The 18,249-nt window shown below is 46.4% G+C and carries 16 protein-coding genes; 5 read left to right on the top strand and 11 right to left on the bottom strand.

From position 1 onward, the window contains the following. Positions 1 to 4 precede the first annotated feature (4 nt). The 4 genes from NYE50_RS04035 to NYE50_RS04020 form a co-directional block, all read right to left on the bottom strand. A complete protein-coding gene (locus NYE50_RS04035; protein WP_159353890.1) occupies positions 5 to 685 on the bottom strand; it encodes a response regulator in 681 nt (226 codons plus the stop codon). Beyond that, positions 682 to 2,286 carry a sensor histidine kinase gene (locus tag NYE50_RS04030; RefSeq protein WP_159353889.1) on the bottom strand — a complete coding sequence of 535 codons (1,605 nt, stop codon included), beginning with the start codon at positions 2,284 to 2,286 and terminating at the stop codon, positions 682 to 684. Before NYE50_RS04030 ends, NYE50_RS04035 begins: the two co-directional genes overlap by 4 nt. Before the next feature lie 182 nt (positions 2,287 to 2,468). Next, positions 2,469 to 4,313: an NTTRR-F1 domain gene (locus NYE50_RS04025; protein WP_159353888.1), complete on the bottom strand. Its 1,845-nt coding sequence runs from the start codon at positions 4,311 to 4,313 to the stop codon at positions 2,469 to 2,471. Between the two features lie 114 nt (positions 4,314 to 4,427). After that, positions 4,428 to 5,126 (bottom strand): hypothetical protein, encoded by a 699-nt coding sequence (locus tag NYE50_RS04020; protein ID WP_022552740.1) that lies wholly within the window; start codon positions 5,124 to 5,126, stop codon positions 4,428 to 4,430. Between the two features lie 235 nt (positions 5,127 to 5,361). On the opposite strand from NYE50_RS04020, the gene NYE50_RS04015 reads away from it, so the two are divergent. Next, positions 5,362 to 6,930, top strand: a complete 1,569-nt coding sequence (locus NYE50_RS04015) for an IS1182 family transposase (protein ID WP_340762868.1) — start codon at positions 5,362 to 5,364, stop codon at positions 6,928 to 6,930. A 107-nt stretch (positions 6,931 to 7,037) separates the two neighbouring features. Here NYE50_RS04015 and NYE50_RS04010 read toward each other — a convergent pair whose 3' ends face one another. The 3 genes from NYE50_RS04010 to NYE50_RS04000 form a co-directional block, all read right to left on the bottom strand. Continuing rightward, positions 7,038 to 8,474 (bottom strand): anion permease, encoded by a 1,437-nt coding sequence (locus NYE50_RS04010; protein WP_007408966.1) that lies wholly within the window; start codon positions 8,472 to 8,474, stop codon positions 7,038 to 7,040. 124 nt (positions 8,475 to 8,598) lie between these two features. Next, on the bottom strand, positions 8,599 to 9,864 hold the full coding sequence (locus tag NYE50_RS04005) for a pectate lyase family protein (protein ID WP_224988023.1): 1,266 nt from the start codon (positions 9,862 to 9,864) through the stop codon (positions 8,599 to 8,601). Between the two features lie 163 nt (positions 9,865 to 10,027). Then, on the bottom strand, positions 10,028 to 10,375 hold the full coding sequence (locus tag NYE50_RS04000; RefSeq protein ID WP_003155650.1) for a general stress protein: 348 nt from the start codon (positions 10,373 to 10,375) through the stop codon (positions 10,028 to 10,030). A 191-nt stretch (positions 10,376 to 10,566) separates the two neighbouring features. Between NYE50_RS04000 and NYE50_RS03995 the strand changes: the two genes are divergently transcribed. Beyond that, a complete protein-coding gene (locus tag NYE50_RS03995) occupies positions 10,567 to 10,917 on the top strand; it encodes a DUF3212 family protein (protein WP_007610002.1) in 351 nt (116 codons plus the stop codon). A gap of 128 nt (positions 10,918 to 11,045) precedes the next feature. Then, positions 11,046 to 12,065 (top strand): NADP-dependent oxidoreductase, encoded by a 1,020-nt coding sequence (locus tag NYE50_RS03990; protein WP_014417163.1) that lies wholly within the window; start codon positions 11,046 to 11,048, stop codon positions 12,063 to 12,065. 54 nt (positions 12,066 to 12,119) lie between these two features. On the opposite strand, the gene NYE50_RS03985 is transcribed toward NYE50_RS03990, so the two are convergent. Next, complete coding sequence (locus tag NYE50_RS03985) at positions 12,120 to 12,566, bottom strand: GNAT family N-acetyltransferase (protein WP_159353887.1); 447 nt, start codon at positions 12,564 to 12,566, stop codon at positions 12,120 to 12,122. A 71-nt stretch (positions 12,567 to 12,637) separates the two neighbouring features. Beyond that, positions 12,638 to 13,768, bottom strand: coding sequence for a DEAD/DEAH box helicase (locus tag NYE50_RS03980; RefSeq protein WP_014417161.1), 1,131 nt, complete (start codon positions 13,766 to 13,768; stop codon positions 12,638 to 12,640). A 171-nt stretch (positions 13,769 to 13,939) separates the two neighbouring features. On the opposite strand from NYE50_RS03980, the gene NYE50_RS03975 reads away from it, so the two are divergent. Further along, positions 13,940 to 15,496 carry an ABC-F family ATP-binding cassette domain-containing protein gene (locus tag NYE50_RS03975; protein ID WP_012117051.1) on the top strand — a complete coding sequence of 519 codons (1,557 nt, stop codon included), beginning with the start codon at positions 13,940 to 13,942 and terminating at the stop codon, positions 15,494 to 15,496. A 43-nt stretch (positions 15,497 to 15,539) separates the two neighbouring features. Here NYE50_RS03975 and NYE50_RS03970 read toward each other — a convergent pair whose 3' ends face one another. Continuing rightward, positions 15,540 to 16,724 (bottom strand): MFS transporter, encoded by a 1,185-nt coding sequence (locus NYE50_RS03970; RefSeq protein ID WP_007408959.1) that lies wholly within the window; start codon positions 16,722 to 16,724, stop codon positions 15,540 to 15,542. Between the two features lie 63 nt (positions 16,725 to 16,787). Next, the gene (locus NYE50_RS03965; RefSeq protein ID WP_003155658.1) at positions 16,788 to 17,210 is read right to left on the bottom strand and encodes a MerR family transcriptional regulator; all 423 of its coding nucleotides are present in this window, start codon (positions 17,208 to 17,210) and stop codon (positions 16,788 to 16,790) included. Between the two features lie 165 nt (positions 17,211 to 17,375). Between NYE50_RS03965 and NYE50_RS03960 the strand changes: the two genes are divergently transcribed. Continuing rightward, entirely contained in the window at positions 17,376 to 18,155 is a 780-nt protein-coding gene (locus tag NYE50_RS03960) for an HAD-IIB family hydrolase (RefSeq protein WP_060963355.1), read from the top strand. Positions 18,156 to 18,249 lie beyond the last annotated feature (94 nt).

Here is an 18,249-nt window from a genome sequence, read left to right as displayed (position 1 = left end):
TCCCTTATTCATGTGCTAAATAATATTTCCGTTCCGGCCTGCCGATAATGCCGTACTCTAATTCAGCGAGCGCTTCTTCCCGAGAAACGAGAAACTCGGCGTAGCGCCGCGCCGTTGTTCTGGAGGCGCCCATTTTTTCGCCCAGTTCTTCAGCCGTCATCCCTTTTTGGGCTGCCCTGAGCGCGTTTTTGATTTTTTGAAGTGTAATCGAATTAATCCCGGTCGGCAGATCATTGAGCTGTTTTTGTTCTTTCTGACCGCTTCCGAAAAACATGTCGATAACGGACTGGCTCAGCTCCGGCTGTGAGTGCAGCCATTCTCTTTTTTCACGGTACTGCAAAAGCACTTCTGTAAATTTATGTGCCGACACCGGCTTTATGACATAGTGGGAAACGCCTGATTTGAGCGCTTCCTGCAGCAGTCTTGTTTCGGCAGAAGCCGTAATAATGATGATATCAACGGAAGGAAAACGGCCGCGGATAAGGGGAAGCAGATCTGTTCCCAGCTCATCCGGCATATAAATATCCAAAAGCAGCAGATCAGGCTGCCGTTTCTCAAGCAGCGATATGGTGTCTTTGGCATTGATTGCTTTGCCGATGACATTGAATCCATCAAGATGTTCGATAAATTTTTCGTGAATTTGCGCTATTCGAAAGTCGTCCTCTGCAATCGCGATGTTAATCACACCGATTCCCCCTTTGGCGTTTCTTTCGGTATAAACACCGTAAATACGGCACCGCCGCTCTTTTGCTGCGAAATCTCTATCGATCCCTGCAATTCACTGACGGCTTCTTTCAGGTTGGCTAAGCCGTATCCTCTCCTCGTCCCCTTTGAAGAGTAGCCCTTTTCAAATATCGTTTCTGTTTTTTCCTGAGGCACGCCGTCTCCTGAATCCGCCACTTCGATGACGATATCTCTGCCGATATCGGTCATAAAAAAGGCGACCTCTTTTTTCTCTTTTTCGGCGACGGCTTCGAAAGCGTTATCAATAAGATTTCCGATGATCGTAATGAGCTGGGATGAACCCACATGCTCCGGCAGCGATTCTAAAAAGCTGTTTTCATCTATTGAAAGCTTCACTTTCTTCTCAGACGCCTTTCCCATTTTTCCTAATAGTATGGCCTGAACCCGCTGTGAATGAATGTTTTGAAAGAGGATTTCGTGCTGTTCATTCTGGATGGCGTACTCTTCTTTTATCAGTTCAATGGCTTCATTATATTCTCCCAGCTCTAACAGACCGAGGATCGCGTAAAGCTTATTCGAGAATTCATGCGTTTGCGCCCGAAGATCCTCTGAGTATTTTTTCATTTCAGTCAGCTTGTTAATCAGTTTCTTGAGCTCCGTTTTTTCGCGGAAGCTGATCACCGCTCCGTATACTTGTCCGGTCTGCTTCATTTCTTTCACGTTTAAGATAAATACTTTATCTCCGGCACGCACCTCCACGTTCGGCGGTAATTCTCCCCCTGCCAAAACCGGCATGAGATTTGCGCCCGGCATGATTTCTTTTATATGCCTTCCGATCATCGGTTCCGGAAGATTCAGCATACCAGCCGCAGATAAATTCATCATGGTTACCGCGCCTTCTTTGTTTACGGCGATAATCCCTTCTTTAATCGCAAGGAGCATCGCATTGCGCTCCCTGTACAGCGCTGCAATTTCATGCGGTTCAAGGCCGAGTGTATCTTTACGGATGCTTTTTGCGAGCGCTGCCGCTCCCCCGATGCCGATAAGAAACACCAAGCATGCAAAATAGCCTAAATGCCGCAGATGCGCTTTCATATCTTTTTCTATCTCATCTTGTAAAAACTCGACTGTCACCGTTCCGACGACTTCGTTATGATTTTTTTCCTCCAGAATAACCGGGGCGCTTCCCCGGACCGCCGTCATTCCGTCGGAAACCGGAGACCCGCCGAACATGACGGTTTTATTTTGCAGATTTTGATTTTCTTTCGGAATGCTGCTGCGGGCCGAATGAAATGCAGCATGCCCTTTTTGATCAGTAATGTAGACGGCGTGCGCGCCTGCCTGTTCTTTCATTTGTTCAATGACGTCTAACTTTGTAAAAGCTTCTTGATCCGCAAGCCGGAATGCCTCTTTTACAGGAGGCATGTATGAAATGGTTTTTGCCGTTTGCACCGCCAGCTGTTCAGCCTGCTTCTGGCCTTCCTTTAATTGCTGAAAGGCAAATATAACAGTGAGCGTTCCGATGACAAGTATTAATAAAGCCGTGATTAATCCGGCGATTTTCATTTGCAGAGAGACATAAAACCGCTTCGCTTCCAACACAGCACCAGCCGTCCTTTCCTCCTAAAATCATACCACTTTTTAAATCTTTGTTTCTCATTTTTGAGAATTTTCGTGATCTTTTTCTCTTGCGGCTTACCAAAAAGGTATGATAGGTATATATTTACTTTTACATAGTTTATATAACACACAAAAAAGACTGACCGAAGTCAGTCTGCAATCTATCAGGAAATCGTAACTCCCGCGCTTGCATATCCTGCCACTGTATTAATAAGCGAAAGGCCTGTCGCAGTGGCGGAGAATACCATTAACAGCCGGGTTTGAGGAGTTACCGCAATGTTCAGCCCTGTCGTGATTCCGTTGCTGATGCTGCCGATTGACAATATGCCGGTGAGGGGAGGAGCTAAAGTGACGGATGCTCCGGGGATCGGCGTGAACGTATTGTTCGGCACTGTGGAACTGTATAATTGTGCGGTTATCGTAACAGTCGAGCCGACAAGCGACAATGCTGCGGTTGTACTGAAATAAGCGGCAATTGATGTAATGGTTCCGCTTCTCGGAGCAGAAAAAGCAAAGTTCAGCAGAGTTCCTCCAGCCCCGGTGAGATCAATTGCACCTCCCCCTCCGACATTGACGCCCGTCACAGAATTGCCGAACCCGACAAGGCTCACCGTTCCGATTAATCCGCCGGCAATGGTCGTCACGGCAGTGGGAAGACCTGAAGCATAGGGAATGATCGCGCCTGCTCCGGTTATTCCGGTGGCTCCCGTTACTCCTGTTGCACCAGTACTTCCTGTTGCGCCTGTTACTCCGGTTGTTCCCGTTACCCCAGTTACACCTGTGGCTCCGGTTACTCCGGTGGCTCCAGTATCCCCGGCTGCTCCTGTTACTCCGGTGGCTCCCGTTATTCCGGTAGATCCAGTATCTCCGGTTGCTCCGGTCAAGCCCGTTACTCCAGTTGATCCGGTTACCCCGGTCGCTCCAGTTGCCCCGGTCGCTCCGATGGCTCCGGTGATCCCGGTGGCTCCTGTTACTCCGGTGGCTCCCGTTATTCCGGTAGATCCAGTATCTCCGGTTGCTCCGGTCAAGCCTGTTACTCCAGTAGCTCCGGTTGCTCCGGTGATCCCGGTGGCTCCCGTTACTCCGGTTGCTCCCGTTACTCCCGTGGTGCCTGTTACTCCGGTGGCTCCCGTTACTCCGGCGGCTCCCGTTACTCCGGCGGCTCCCGTTATCCCGGTTGATCCCGTTACTCCGGTTGCGCCGGTTTCTCCAGTAGCTCCGGTATCCCCGGTCGAGCCAGTTTCTCCGGTTGAACCTGTTATCCCCGTTGCCCCAGTCACTCCAGTTGCACCTGTTGATCCGGTTGCTCCCGTTGAGCCAGTTGAGCCAGTCGGTCCGGTTATCCCCGTTGACCCAGTCACTCCAGTTGAACCGGTTACCCCTGTTGAGCCAGTATTCCCGGATGCACCCGTTGAGCCTGTTACTCCAGTCGCTCCTCTTGCCCCGGTTGAACCAGTTGCTCCCGTTACACCAGTTACTCCGGTCGCTCCTCTTGCTCCGGTCACTCCTGTGGGGCCCGTCACTCCTGTGGGACCTGTAATTCCTGTTACGCCAGGTTCACCCCCGGTTTGCGCCAATGAAACATCGTCTATTAAAACCGTGCCGGAAGAAACTTTACTTAATACAATGACGGCAGAGGCCGCGCCAGAAGGCACACTGCTTGTTTTATAGATTTCAGACCATGTGTGAAAGAGCACGTTCGGCAAATTTCCGGGTGTAATATTTTCTTGAATGGAACTGATTTGTTCACCTGCTGCGCTGACATAGATGATCTGGAGAGTTACTTGGGGACTTGGCTCATTTCCGAGCGTTGCGAGTGATACGAATAGAGTCAGTGACTTGGCTGAAATGGGAACGATTTGACTGAGGTAAGCACATGGCTGAGCTCCAATAAATTGCGCGGAATATCTCCCTGAATGTGCAAACAAACTGTTAATCTGGGTATTGGCCGAACTCCACCCCGCTAATGTACCGGTTTCAAAGCTCCCGTTTATAATCGGATTATTCATTCAATCTTTTTCCCTCTCCTTCCCGTTGTTGACCGTCTTACCTATTAAGACAGCATATTAATACGGGCTGTGTTTTGACAACCTAAATAAAAAAGGTGATTTCTATTCATCACCTTAGTCCGGTCCTTGAATGGGGAATCCCGTCGCAATGAGGGAGCGGTTTGCCGCTGCGACTTGTGTTACGAGATTCGAAGAAAGGACGGATAAATAGAGCTGGTACGCGGCTGTTTCATCCGCCTTCATTTCGTCGATGTACGTAAAAGGAATTCCTATGATTTGTCCGCCTGAAGAAAAGAGGTTCCGCTCTTGTCTCTGTGTTTGTATCGATACGCCATTTCTTTGCAGATCGACAGCTAAGACCAATGAGAAATGAGACGCGAGCGGGTCTAATTCCACATTTACTTGTATGACGGCATCCGTTTTCACCAATTGATCTGTCGGCGCGGCTATCACTGTGCTTAACACGTTTATCGGTGTTCCTTCTAACGGAATCATCATCTGGTCTGCTGTATTTTGAAAAGCTACCGCAGGAACCGCTCCGGGCGGTCCCTCAGGCCCCGGGGGACCGGGCGGACCCGCCTCCCCTTGCGGACCGCGGGAGCCGGCGGGTCCTCTTTTGCCTTCGGGACCTCGCAGCCCGGGTACGCACAAGGCAGATCGATTTTCATCTGAAGACGGAAACCGTTTTTCCGCCCCTGTTTCCGGTCTTTCAAGTTCACATGGTAATTGTTCATACCGGCGTTTCATATGTCTGCTCATATATTTGTAAGGTTTCTGTTTCAATATCATGTATTGATCACGGCCGCTGCTCATATTATCACCCCGGCAATATTCTATTCGCACTGAAGTCATCATGTGCAGGCCCTTCCCATTCCCTACAGAAATAAAAAAGGGGCTGGGACAAAACCCACCTCTAAGACGAAAAAAACGGTGAAATTTTACGACGAGTAAACTTTCACCGTTTTTGATTATTTTACAATAAAAAATAAGGACAACTTCTGATAAAATTAAGTTACCATACAAAATCTAATCAGAAAGAAGTGTCCTTATGTTTAAAGATTATACCATGAATCAAATCGTTTTGCCTTTAGATTTAGAAGTAAAGTTACAAAATAATGATATTGCCTACCATGTCCATCATTTAGTGGAAAGTATCCCTCAAGAAGCGTTTGAACCATTTCTTCGAAATGAAGGTTGTCCTGCCTATCATCCACGCATGATGCTTAAAATTATTCTATGTGCCTACACTCAATCTGTCTTTTCAGGGCGTAAAATAGAGGCCCTATTAAAAGACAGTATCCGTATGATGTGGTTAGCTCAAGGGTATGAACCAAGCTACCGTACAATTAACCGATTTCGTGTTCAACCAGTAGTGAAAGATTTAATCCGTCAATGTTTCATCCAATTTCGCTGCCAATTGATTGAAGAAAAACTGATCGATCAAGAAGCGATATTTATCGATGGTACAAAGATTGAAGCGAATGCGAATAAATTTACGTTTGTCTGGAAGAAAGCGATTGAGAAATTTCATCAGCGTTTAATTGATAAGTCAAACCAGTTGTACAATGAGTTGCTTGAGAACGAAATCATACCCCAAATGGAACGGGAAAGTGATGAACAGCTATCATTTGGAGAGCTCACTCAAATGGTTCAAAAAGTAGACGAAGTAGTGACCGAATATGATAAACAAATAGAAGCATCTTCAGACGTTACGGAACGAAAAGCCTTACGAAGGGAACGAAAATACCCGAAACAAGTGCGTAAACAGTTGATTGATTTTATCCTAAGAAAACGGAAGTACCAACAGGATCTTAAAATCTTTGGACCACGTAATAGCTATTCTAAAACAGATCTAGATGCGACATTTATGCGAATGAAAGATGATTATATGAAAAACGGGCAATTGAAAGCTGGTTACAATGTACAAATCGCAACGGAAGGTCAATATGCGCTTGCTTATAGTCTATTTCCAAACCCAACAGATACACGTACGTTAATTCCATTTTTAGATGAGATCGAGCAACATTATTTCGAGTTACCGAAACATATAGTTGCAGATGCAGGTTATGGTAGTGAACAAAACTTTAGTGATATTCTCTCAAACAGAAACCGAGAAGCACTGATAACATATAACATGTTTTTGAAGGAACAAAAGAAAAAGTACAAACAAAATACATTTAATCCTGATAACTGGGTATATGATCAAGAAACCGATACATATACGTGCCCTAATCAGAAACGTTTAGAATTTCAATATCATTCTGTCCGAACGGACGCTACAGGTTTCCAAAGGAGTTTCAAAGTCTACGAGTGCGAAGACTGTTCAGGATGCCCATTCCGTTCATCATGTACCAAGGCAAAAGAAGGAAACAATCGAAAACTAATGGTGAACAAAAAATGGGAACAGCAAAAAGAATATGTGAGAGCGAAGCTTTCAGAAGAGAAAACGAGTGCCATCTATCGAAAACGTAAAACCGATGTGGAACCAGTTTTTGGATTCTTGAAGGCTAATTTGCGTTTCACTCGATTTTCTGTACGAGGAAAATCGAAGGTAGCAAACGAAATGGGTCTCGCATTAATGGCAGTGAATTTAAGAAAATTCACTGCCAACTTCTAAGGTAATAGAAGAATTTATACATAAAAATAAAGAAAGATGAATTTGAGTACCCCCAAATTCACCTTTCTCATTATTTGAAGCTAGTTTTGTCCCAGCCACTTTTTCTTCTACCATAACCCTAATACTTTCCACCATAATCCGCCGATCACAAGCCATGTCACAATATGGACGATTGACAGGATAAAGCCGATGGACCACCATTTGCTTTGCGATATATAACCCGCTCCGAAAAAGACCGGAGCCGCTCCTGAGCCGTAATGCGTCGTAGAACCGAAAAGGTTGCTGAAAAACGCCAGGCTGAGCGCCGCCAACAGCGGCGGAGCGCCTGCCGCCACGATGACGGCGAGAAATGCCGCATACATGGCGCTGATATGCGCGGTTGCGCTCGCAAAGAAGTAATGCGTGTAATAATACACGACAATCAGAATCATAAATGCCACAATCCATGAAAAACCGGAAACAGAAGATTTCATCATATTGCTGAACCAAGACACCATACCGAGCTCATTCAGGAAATTCGCCAGCATCACAAGCGCCGCGAACCAAGTCAGCGTATCCCATGCACCTTGTTCTTTTTTGATGTCCTCCCATGTTAATACCTGTGACAAAAGCAAAACGGATAATCCGATCAGGGCCGTCGTCGTTGCGTCAATATTTAAGCTTCCTCCGAAAATCCACAGCGCAAGCACCAATAAAAACACGATGACCATGGAGAGTTCGGATTTTTTAAACGGACCCATTTCTTTCAATTTTTCCGTTGCGATTTTAGCCGCATCCGGTGTTTCTTTAATTTCCGGCGGATACAGCTTATAAATGACGAGCGGCGTAATGATTAAGCTCGCCAATCCCGGTACAATGGCCGCGATTGCCCAGCTTGTCCATGTGATGTCCACCCCTGCGACATCGTGGGCCAGCTTGGCGATCAGCGGGTTCGCCGCCATTGCCGTCAAAAACATCGCAGACGTAATCAAGTTTCCTTGAAAACCGGTTTTTAATAAGAAAGCGCCGATTTTCCGCTCTGTTCCGTCTGCCGGCGTTGATCCGAAAGTTTCGGATAATGATCTGATAATAGGAAAAATAATGCCGCCCGCCCGTGCCGTGTTGCTCGGAATGGCAGGTGATAAAATTAAATCACTGAAAAGCAGTGAATAAGAAAGGCCGAGTGTTTTCTTCCCGAACCGTTGTACGAATACGTAAGAAATCCTGGCGCCGAGCCCGGTTTTGATGAACCCCCGGGAAATAAAAAAGGCGATGACAATCAGCCAGATTGTCTTGTTTCCAAATCCGCTTAACGTATTTTCAATAGATAGCGTTCCCGTTAACGCGGTGACTGCCAATGCAAAAATTGCAATTGCGCCCATTGGCAAGGGCTTGGAGATAAAGCCGATAATTGTTGCGACAAAAATAGCGAACAAATGCCATGCTTTAGGTTCAAGTCCGGACGGCGCGGGAATAAACCAAATGATTAATCCCACAGCAACAGTAATAAGCAAAGGAATGATTTTTACTGCCTGCTGTTTTTTTGCGTCTTTTTCTGAAGCCATTACAGGTCTCCTCCTATTTTGTTGTCTTCCATCCCCTATCCCATTTTACTACTTAACTAAGTTAATAAACGTTTTTGTTAATTAAAAAACACAAAGGAATATTTTCCTTTGTGTCTCTTGTTTCTTATTTTAATATGCCCGACCCGGCTTTAGATATAACATCTGATTTTACATTTGATGATGAGCCGATGGAACCGTGCAATGACGGTGTCCAGCCGACGGACTGACTTAATCCGTTGGCGGCTGACGCGTTAATGGAGGCGCCGTTTAAAAGAGTGCCGTCTTCATGAAGCGCTTTTCCGCCGCTGAAGATGCTGATGACTTTATCAGCAGCCAGTCCCGGCACTTCAAAGACATTATTCTGGGCATATATTTTTGACGCGTGGCCCGCGCCCCACGCATAGCTGAACGGGTATGCGGCGCTTTTCGAGCCTGCGTAAAAATTATTATAAATATGAACCTGCCCGTACCGGACCCGCGGTGCGCGCTGGACGATGTTCTGGTAATAGTTATGGTGAATGGTCACCTTCAGTTTTCCTTCATCCGACATCTTGCTGTCGCTGTTTCCGATGACGGAGCCTTTGTCATGGTCATGATATTTATTATAGGACAATGTAATATAATTCGCCCCGTTGGCTATATCCGTCTGGCCGTCATGGTGCTGATATTTTCTCCCGTAATAGTAGGGAAAACCGCTGTCGGGATTCGATCCGTCATTAAAGGTGCAATGATCGATCCAGATGTGCGTCGCGCCGTTAATGGTGATATTGTCATATTCCGAGTTCCAGTTGCCGCTGCTGCCGTCCGTCGGGTCCCATTGCGGAAAATAGTCGTAAGCGTCTTGAAATTCAATGTTGCGGATGATGACATTGTCGACGCCGTTCTTTATATTAAAACTTCCGCCTGTCACTTTGGCATTTGAACCCGAGCCGATGATCGTCGTATTTGAAGGAATGTCAACCACGACCCGTGCCTTCTGGTTTTTTTGCGATCGCTGTCTGGCGTCTTCCTGGGTGCCTGACGGCGCTTTTTTTCCCCATTTGTCCGGGTCGTACGCCTTCAGATAGGCGTTGAGATCATATGCCGGATCTTTATAATCATTAAAGCCGAGCGTTTTATTGCGGTCGTCCGTATTCATATTGATTGTGCCTTGTATGTAAATAATCTTCGGTGTGCTGTTGGCGCTTCCCCCTAATGCAGAAACGAGCTGCTGTCTGTTTGATACGGTGTATACATTCGATGAAGAGGCTTTCGCGCCGCCGGTTGTCCCGCCGGAAGCGGCTCCCCAGCCGTCATTTGTTCCTAACGTCTGCCGTCCCAGATCAGCGGCATAGACGTCCGCAGGGGTCATACATAAACAAACCGCCAGCATAAATAACATTTTTTTCATGAATTGTGCTCCTCCTGATTCTTTGTTCCAATTTATTACAATCGAATTGTATCAAATCAGTTGAGAAACAGCACCGAAAATGTACAGAATGTGCCTTTCGGTTTTATTGCGGAAACCGCAAAAAAATCCCAAGGGACCGAAAACCCCTTGGGATCTGTTCAGCTTACGCCCATGATTTTACTTTTTCGTTATCCGTGACAAACAGAAGAACTTTTCCTTCATCTAAGCGCTTTTCAAATTGCGATGCTTCCTCTTCCGAAAAGCCGATTTCGTGAATTTTGTTGCGGAGCTCGTCGCCTTTTTTATTAAACATATTGCCGACCGCGTGTTTAATGCCCGTTTCTTTCGCTCCGATGGTATTGACATCAGTATTATCGGCCAGGCGGTCCGTTCTGTCGTCATCATGAGAAAGCACATATACGTCTTCTTTTGCGACACCCAATTGCTGAAGCTCTTTTACGTCCTGCATCAGTTTTTGATCATTTGTATATTCTCTTACTACCGGTTTCATTGATAAGTCCTCCCTTTTGTTTTTGTATATTGGATGTTTACCCGCTCAACCAAAGGTCAAACAAAAGAAAGAGAGTTCCGTGAAAAAACGGGCAGATTGTCGGTGGATATTTTCTGGCGGGACATGTTACAGTAGGGAAAGCTACTTTTATCAGAAAAATAAAAATCTTCATGAGCCGATTAAGCAGGGAGGTGGTTCCTATTCATTACTTTTCACCGGAACAGCGATTTAACGCTTGGGTTGTCAGTGATTTAGTGAAGCAGGTATTCCGCCGGCATACCCGCTGCCCGGATGGAATAAAAGAGCTTACGGCCTTTGCTGAAGATACTTTTCATATTAATATCGATTTCGTTTTCTCTATCATTATCAATATCGGTGATATCGAATCCGTTCTGCCGAAAGAAATTGAAAATAGGCTGGGTTCTTATCTGACCGCGCTTCAGCCCGTCGTTACCGCTGACATGCTTCATTCTTCAAAAACGAATGCCTATGAATATTTGGAACATGAGAAAAACACCGATGTGTACCGGTTATTCTATTAAATATGCATATAAGGAAAGAAGGGCCCTGGGCCCTTCTTTTTTTATGACCGCTGACGGTTTGATTTTGTAATCGGGAAATGGTTCGTGTTACATTTGGAACAACCACTTATCTTGAAGGAGGATTCAGTATGCCGAATAATCAGCAGCAAATTCAATTGGCAAGACGCCCCAAAGGCGTTCCCGCCCATGACGATTTCCGCTTTGAAACGATTGCCGTACCCGAACCGAAAGACGGCGAAGTGCTTGTGAAAACGAGTTATGTGTCCGTTGATCCGTACATGCGCGGACGGATGCAGGATACAAAATCATATGTAGAGCCGTTCGCTTTAGATGAAGCCATAACAGGCGGAGTGATTGCCGAGGTTCTGACAGATGGCGATCAGCTGAAAAAAGGAGATGTTGTGATCGGAAATCTCGCGTGGCAGGAATATTCAGCCGTCAATGAGTCCGCCCTCCGCAAGTTGGATACGGATATCGCACCCGCCCAGGCGTATCTCGGCATTTTAGGGATGACCGGACTGACCGCTTACTTCGGGCTGCTCGACATCGGCCGTCCGAAAAAAGGTGAAACCGTCGTCGTTTCAGGCGCGGCGGGCGCCGTCGGCTCAACAGTCGGACAGATTGCCAAAATCAAAGGCGCGCGGGTTGTCGGCATCGCCGGATCTGATGAAAAAATCGCGTATTTGAAAGAGGAGCTTCAATTTGATGAAGCCATTAATTACAAAACGGCGGATGATATTCAAAAAGCGCTGGAACAGGCATGTCCTGACGGCGTCGATGTCTATTTTGACAATGTCGGCGGACCGATTTCAGATGCGGTGATAAACCTGCTGAATGAATTCGCCCGCATTCCGGTATGCGGAGCGATCTCATCGTACAATACCGAAAGTGAAGAAGAAGACATGGGCCCCCGCGTCCAGCCGAAGCTGATCAAAACAAAAGCGCTGATGCAGGGATTCATCGTCAGTGATTATGCTGACCGCTTTTCCGAAGGTGCGAAACAATTGGCCGAATGGCTCAAGGACGGAAAGCTTCATTATGAAGAAACGATTACGGAAGGATTCAGCAATATTCCTGACGCGTTCCTCGGCCTGTTTAAAGGAGAAAATAAAGGCAAACAGATCATCAAAGTCAGTGATCTAAGTTAACATGATGATGAAAAAAAGGAGGGCTTTGTCCCCTCCTTTTCTGTTTATTTGGGATCAGCCGCGAAGAATCAAAGTAAGAAAGCCGTCTTCATCAGGCTCTGTATCTTCCAAAGGGAATCCCGCTGCTTGAAAGCAGGCTAAACTGATTTGATTGTCTTTTTCGATGCTTGCCGCCCATTCCCGCACGCTGGTAAACCCAGGGTCAGTCAGCAGTTTTTGCAAGATCTGTTTTCCGTACCCTTGAAGCTGGTATAAAGGATTGACGATCAACCCGATATACGCCCGTTCCTCCACAAACTCTATAGAGGCCATGCCTGCCGGACACTCCCCTTCATATCCCATAATGACAGTATCGTCTTTATCTTTATTCAATCGTGCATACCACGCGTCTAATGGCAGCATCGCATCCATTCTCCGTTTGATATTATCGTTCTTAAACCAGTGTTCAAGTATTTTCAGTTCGGGTTCCTTCAATATTTGACATCTGTCTATTGAAACCATCTTCCCGCCCCCGCCTGAACCTTTTCTATTATTATACAACAAAAAAAGAAGGGCTTCCCGCCCTCCGTTTCTTATTTCTCAGATAATTTTCCGCCTGAATAAACGGCCTCTTTCAGCTCAATTCCGAGTGATTTGGCCATTTTTTTCAATTTGGATTCTTCCATCGGCGTGACAAGGCTGAGTACGGTTCCTTCTTTACCGGCCCGCCCCGTCCGGCCGGATCTGTGGATATATCCGTCTTCATTCGGCATGTCCGCGTGAATGACGTACGGAAGATCATCGATATCGAGTCCGCGCGCCGCAATGTCAGTCGCCAGAAGCAGCGGAAATTCTCCCCGCTCAAACGCTGATAATATCTTTGCCCGCTCCATTTTTTTCGCTTCTCCGTGCAGGATGCCGAGGTCCACGTGGTGATAGGCGAGTTTTTCCGCATAGACGCTTAAATTTCCGATATCTCTGACGAACACGAGCGCCTGCATGCCGTTCAGCCGTGACAGCTTTTGCAATAGCTTTACTTTATCCCGCTGATCGCAGACGAGATATTGATGTGTGACGCGCGCTTTTTCCGCCGTATTCCGCTCCACTTTCAAAACGGCCGGTTCGTGTGCGATGGTATTCAGCACCTGTTCTGTTTCCGGCTGCAGCGTAGCGGAAAAGCTTAAAAGCTGTCGGTCTTTCAGCGTCGTTTTAATAATTTTTTTCATCGTTTCGCGGTGTTCCTGTGTCACGAGCTGATCCGCTTCATCAAGAACGATCGTCTTGACTTCATGCATTTTCAGCTTTTTCGCCTGAATCAATTCGAGCACCCTGCCCGGTGTGCCCGCAATGATATGCGGTTTATTTTTGAGCTTTTCCACCTGCTTTTTCACGTTTGCTCCGCCGATCAAAGACAAAGCGCGAAGATCAGAGCCTTTTTTCCACTCCTGAATCACTTGGAAAATCTGCATCACCAGCTCGCGGGACGGCGCTAAAATGATCACTTGCGGATGTTTCTGTTCCGGGTTGATCCGCTCCAGAACCGGAAGCGTGTACGCCAATGTTTTTCCTGTTCCCGTCGGGGATTCGGCGATGACGTCTTTCCCTTCCATGATCACCTGAGCGGCTTTTTCCTGAATGACGGTCGGCTCCTGAAAACCTGAGGCCTCCCAGTTTTCGGCGATAAATGGTTGTGTATGCTGTAAAAATGGCCATGTTTGGGTCATGTCGTTCTCCTCAATTCTTAAAATCTACTCCATAGTATCTCAAATGCACGCGCCAAACGCAATTTTCTTTTTCCTTCCAAGCCTTTTAACAAACGGTCTCCTCCTTTATAATCATAAATGAGAAAGACACATGATAAAAAAAGCGTGTCTGATAACGATAGAGGTGTAATGATGAGTATTTTATCCGTAAAAGATTTAAGCCACGGCTTTGGTGACCGTGCGCTTTTTAACAATGTATCGTTCCGTCTTTTAAAAGGGGAACACGTCGGCTTAATCGGAGCAAACGGCGAAGGTAAATCAACGTTTATGAATATTATTACCGGAAAGCTTGAGCCTGATGAGGGTAAGGTTGAATGGGCGAAAAACGTGCGCGTCGGCTACCTCGATCAGCATACCGTGCTTGAAAAAGGAAAAACGATCCGCGACGTGCTGAAAGATGCGTTCCATTACTTATTTGCGATGGAAGAGGAAATGAATGAGATTTACAACAAAATGGGCGAAGCGGACCCTGATGAGCTTGAGCAGCTGCTTGAAGATGTCGGTGTCATTCAAGACGCCCTGACAAACAATGATTTCTACGTGATTGACAGCAAAGTTGAAGAAATCGCCCGCGGCCTCGGCCTGCAGGATGTCGGCCTTGACCGCGACGTCACAGATTTAAGCGGCGGACAGCGGACGAAAGTGCTGCTCGCCAAACTGCTTTTGGAAAAACCGGAAATCCTCCTGTTGGACGAACCGACGAACTACCTTGATGAACAGCATATTGAATGGCTGAAACGCTATTTGCAGGAATATGAAAATGCGTTCATCTTAATTTCTCACGACATTCCGTTTTTAAACAGCGTGATCAATTTGATTTATCATGTGGAAAATCAGGAGCTGACTCGTTATGTCGGCGACTACCATCAGTTTATGGAAGTATACGAAGTGAAAAAACAGCAGCTCGAAGCCGCCTATAAAAAACAGCAGCAGGAAGTGGCTGAGCTGAAAGATTTCGTCGCCCGCAACAAAGCGCGGGTCAGCACGAGAAATATGGCGATGTCCCGCCAGAAAAAGCTTGATAAGATGGATATGATCGAACTGGCGGCCGAAAAACCGAAACCGGAATTCCATTTCAAGCCTGCGAGAACGTCAGGCAAGCTCATTTTTGAAACGAAGGACTTAGTCATCGGCTACGATACTCCGCTGTCACGCCCGCTCAATCTCAGAATGGAGCGCGGACAGAAAGTCGCCCTGTACGGCGCAAACGGCATCGGGAAAACGACGCTGTTAAAAAGCCTGCTCGGTGAAATCCAGCCGCTGGAAGGCACGGTGGAACGGGGCGAGCATCAATACACGGGCTATTTCGAGCAGGAAGTGAAAGAAACCAATAACAATACGTGCATCGAAGAAGTGTGGAGCGAATTTCCTTCCTTTACCCAGTACGAAATCCGCGCCGCCCTCGCCAAATGCGGCCTGACGACCAAACACATTGAAAGCCGCGTCTCCGTTCTCAGCGGAGGAGAAAAAGCGAAGGTCAGACTGTGCAAGCTGATCAATTCAGAAACAAACCTGCTCGTGCTTGACGAACCGACAAACCACCTGGATGTCGATGCGAAAGAAGAGCTGAAACGCGCGCTGAAAGAATACAAAGGCTCCATTCTGCTGATTTCCCACGAACCCGAGTTCTACATGGATATCGCGACGGAAACATGGAATTGTGAATCTTGGACGACGAAAGTGCTGTAAACACAAAAAGGAACTCCCGCCTGAGCGGAAGTTCCTTTTTTTCTTAATGTCCGGCTTTTATTCCGGCGAGATGTTTGCGTCCCATGAGAAGGACAAGCATGCCGACAAAAACGACAATCCCGCCTACTGTATATGGTGTGCTTGCAGTGAAGTGTTCTGACAGCATTCCCGCAATCCACGGAGCGAGCGCACCGCCGATAAAACGGACTGAGCTGTAGGCTGAAGACGCGATTGAACGTTCAACCGGCGCAGAACCCATTACAGCGGTTGTCATGATCGTATTCACCATACCGAGAACAGCACCGGCGACAACGATACATGTAATGATCAACGTCTGATGGTCAGTCCAGATCCCCATGACGATGAGAATGACCGCAAAGGCGATAAAGAGAACGACGAGCGAACCCACTGTTCCCAGCGCTTTGTGCACGAGCGGCGCCGTAAAGACTGACGTAATTGCCAGCAATAACCCCCAGCCGAAGAAGACGTATCCAAGGCCGTGTTCATCTAAATCCAGCACGAACGGAGAATAAGCAAGCAAAATAAAAAATCCAAAGTTGTATAAGAATGCAGATACTGCCATTGTCAAAAGGCCTTTATATTTGAGCGCCTTCATCGCATCAAACACACCGACGCGTTTTGCCGGTTTCGGCAGCTTTGGCAGCATGAGTGAAATCGCGCAAAGCGCTATGAACATGAGGACAGACACTCCGAAGAACGGAGCGCGCCATGAAATGCTGCCAAGCTCTCCGCCTGCAAGCGGCCCGACGGAAATCCCCAAGCCGAGTGCAGCCTCATACAAAATAATGGCTTTGGCGCTGCCGCCGACAGATACCCCGACAATGACGGCAAGCGCGGTTGAAATAAAGAGAGCATTCCCAAGCCCCCAGCCGCCGCGATAGCCGACAAGCTGAGCGATTGAACTTGAGCTTCCGCCGAGGGCGGCAAACACGATGATAAAAATAAGTCCGAGAAGCAGCGTCCATTTCGCGCCGATCCGGCTGGAAATCGCGCCGGAGAAAAACATCATAAAACCGGTAACGAGCAAATAACTTGTAAATAACAGAGATACTTCACTAGGTGAAGCATGTAATTGTGCGGCAATCGCCGGAAGAATCGGATCGACAAGACCGATTCCCATAAAGGAAATAACACAGGCAAACGCAACCGCCCAAACGGCTTTCGGCTGGCTGAATAAGCCTGTTTTCTGTTGTGATGATGTATCCATTTGACCAGACCTCCTGTTTCATCCATTAAAAGAAACGCTATATCCATAGCGTTTACAGCAAAATCATTCGATTGATTGAATGGCGCGGTCAGCTTTTTCTTTCATTCCGTTAAGGCGCGTTTTAAAATGCTGAAATGTGCTGATCTTCTCATCAATCATCTCAAGCTGGTGGTTCAAAGCGTGCTGAATCTCTTCCAGCTTTTCTTTCCGTTCCTTCGGATCCAGTGACAACAAGTACCCCTCTTTGTTTAATTCCAGCTGACGGCTCATCTCCATAAACTGCTGAAGCTCCTGAAGGGAAAAACCGAGCACTTCTTTTGTGCTGGTGACTTTTTCGAGCTCCTCCATATCATCTTCAGAGTAAAGCCGGACGCCGCCTTCTGTCCGTTTAGGAGCAGGAATCAAACCAATCTCCTCGTAAAAACGAATGGTTCGTTTTGTCAATCCGCTTCGCTTGGCAACTTGATCAATCTTCATCCATTCCAAGGTGAATCCCCCTCTTGTCGTATCTGTTTCTATTATACACCATTTGAACCTTAACGTAAACGTAAAGGTTTGGTTTTTCTGCTTGAAAAATATGAGGATGATGAAGAGAATAAATGTTATTATTAGTTATAAATAGATATAAATAATGATATACAGGGGGATACTATGAAATTTGTTTTTGACTTGGATGGAACGATATGTTTTAAAGGAAAACCCGTTTCCAGCGTGATAGCTGATGCAATCCTCACCTTGCAGGACGAAGGGCATGAAGCAGTCTTCGCTTCTGCCAGACCGATTCGTGATATGATACCGGTTCTTGACAAACACTTTCATAATTCGTATCTCATCGGCGGAAACGGCGCGTTGTCTTCCAGCACGGGAAAGATCGTTCACACACACTGTTTTACAGATGAACAAAGAAAAACAATTTTACATCTGATTGAAAAATACAATGCGTCATACTTAATTGACAGTGATTGGAACTATGCTTACACAGGTCCTGCCACCCACCCGATTTTAAAACAAGTTGATGAACTTAAACTGGCGAAAATTGTGACGGTTGAAGAAATGGAGTCTTTTGTTAAGATTTTGATTGTTGAAGCAGATGACATGGACGCGATGGCGCGGGAGCTTGAACATGAAGATATGGTAGTGCATAAACATACGAATGAAAACCTGATTGACATCAGTCCTGCCAATATTCATAAATGGAGCGCCTTGCAAAGAATTCCGGTGAATGCTGAAGAATATATTGCCTTCGGAAATGATACAAACGATATTACAATGTTTCAAAACGCTGCTTACGCGGTAAGAATCGGCTGTCATCCTGATTTGGAGCCTTATGCAGACGAGACGATTCCGACTGAAGAGAATACTGAAGAAGCAATTGCACAAAAAATAACGGAGCTTTCCCAAAGATATAAAGCGCTGGCTCCTCTCGTTTGATATATAAAACCGATCTCAGATCGGTTTTTTACTTTTTGTAACATTTTATTTAAAAAATAACATATTTATGTTATTATCCATTATAACTAGTTAT

It is taken from the genome of Bacillus sp. EU55, from assembly GCF_038005925.1.
GTDB classification, from domain to species: Bacteria; Bacillota; Bacilli; order Bacillales; family Bacillaceae; genus Bacillus; species Bacillus velezensis.
The sequence above is the reverse complement of the archived record's forward strand: the minus strand, read 5'-3'. Positions and strand labels throughout refer to the sequence as shown.

Coding starts and splice junctions, on each gene's coding strand:
- NYE50_RS03975 (WP_012117051.1), top strand. CDS start 13,940: ATGAGTATTTTATCCGTAAAAGATTTAAGCCACGGCTTTGGTGACCGT.
- NYE50_RS03970 (WP_007408959.1), bottom strand. CDS start 16,724: ATGGATACATCATCACAACAGAAAACAGGCTTATTCAGCCAGCCGAAA.
- NYE50_RS04015 (WP_340762868.1), top strand. CDS start 5,362: ATGTTTAAAGATTATACCATGAATCAAATCGTTTTGCCTTTAGATTTA.
- NYE50_RS03985 (WP_159353887.1), bottom strand. CDS start 12,566: ATGGTTTCAATAGACAGATGTCAAATATTGAAGGAACCCGAACTGAAA.
- NYE50_RS04000 (WP_003155650.1), bottom strand. CDS start 10,375: ATGAAACCGGTAGTAAGAGAATATACAAATGATCAAAAACTGATGCAG.
- NYE50_RS04005 (WP_224988023.1), bottom strand. CDS start 9,864: ATGAAAAAAATGTTATTTATGCTGGCGGTTTGTTTATGTATGACCCCT.
- NYE50_RS03960 (WP_060963355.1), top strand. CDS start 17,376: ATGAAATTTGTTTTTGACTTGGATGGAACGATATGTTTTAAAGGAAAA.
- NYE50_RS04025 (WP_159353888.1), bottom strand. CDS start 4,313: ATGAATAATCCGATTATAAACGGGAGCTTTGAAACCGGTACATTAGCG.
- NYE50_RS03980 (WP_014417161.1), bottom strand. CDS start 13,768: ATGACCCAAACATGGCCATTTTTACAGCATACACAACCATTTATCGCC.
- NYE50_RS03990 (WP_014417163.1), top strand. CDS start 11,046: ATGCCGAATAATCAGCAGCAAATTCAATTGGCAAGACGCCCCAAAGGC.
- NYE50_RS04020 (WP_022552740.1), bottom strand. CDS start 5,126: ATGAGCAGCGGCCGTGATCAATACATGATATTGAAACAGAAACCTTAC.
- NYE50_RS04010 (WP_007408966.1), bottom strand. CDS start 8,474: ATGGCTTCAGAAAAAGACGCAAAAAAACAGCAGGCAGTAAAAATCATT.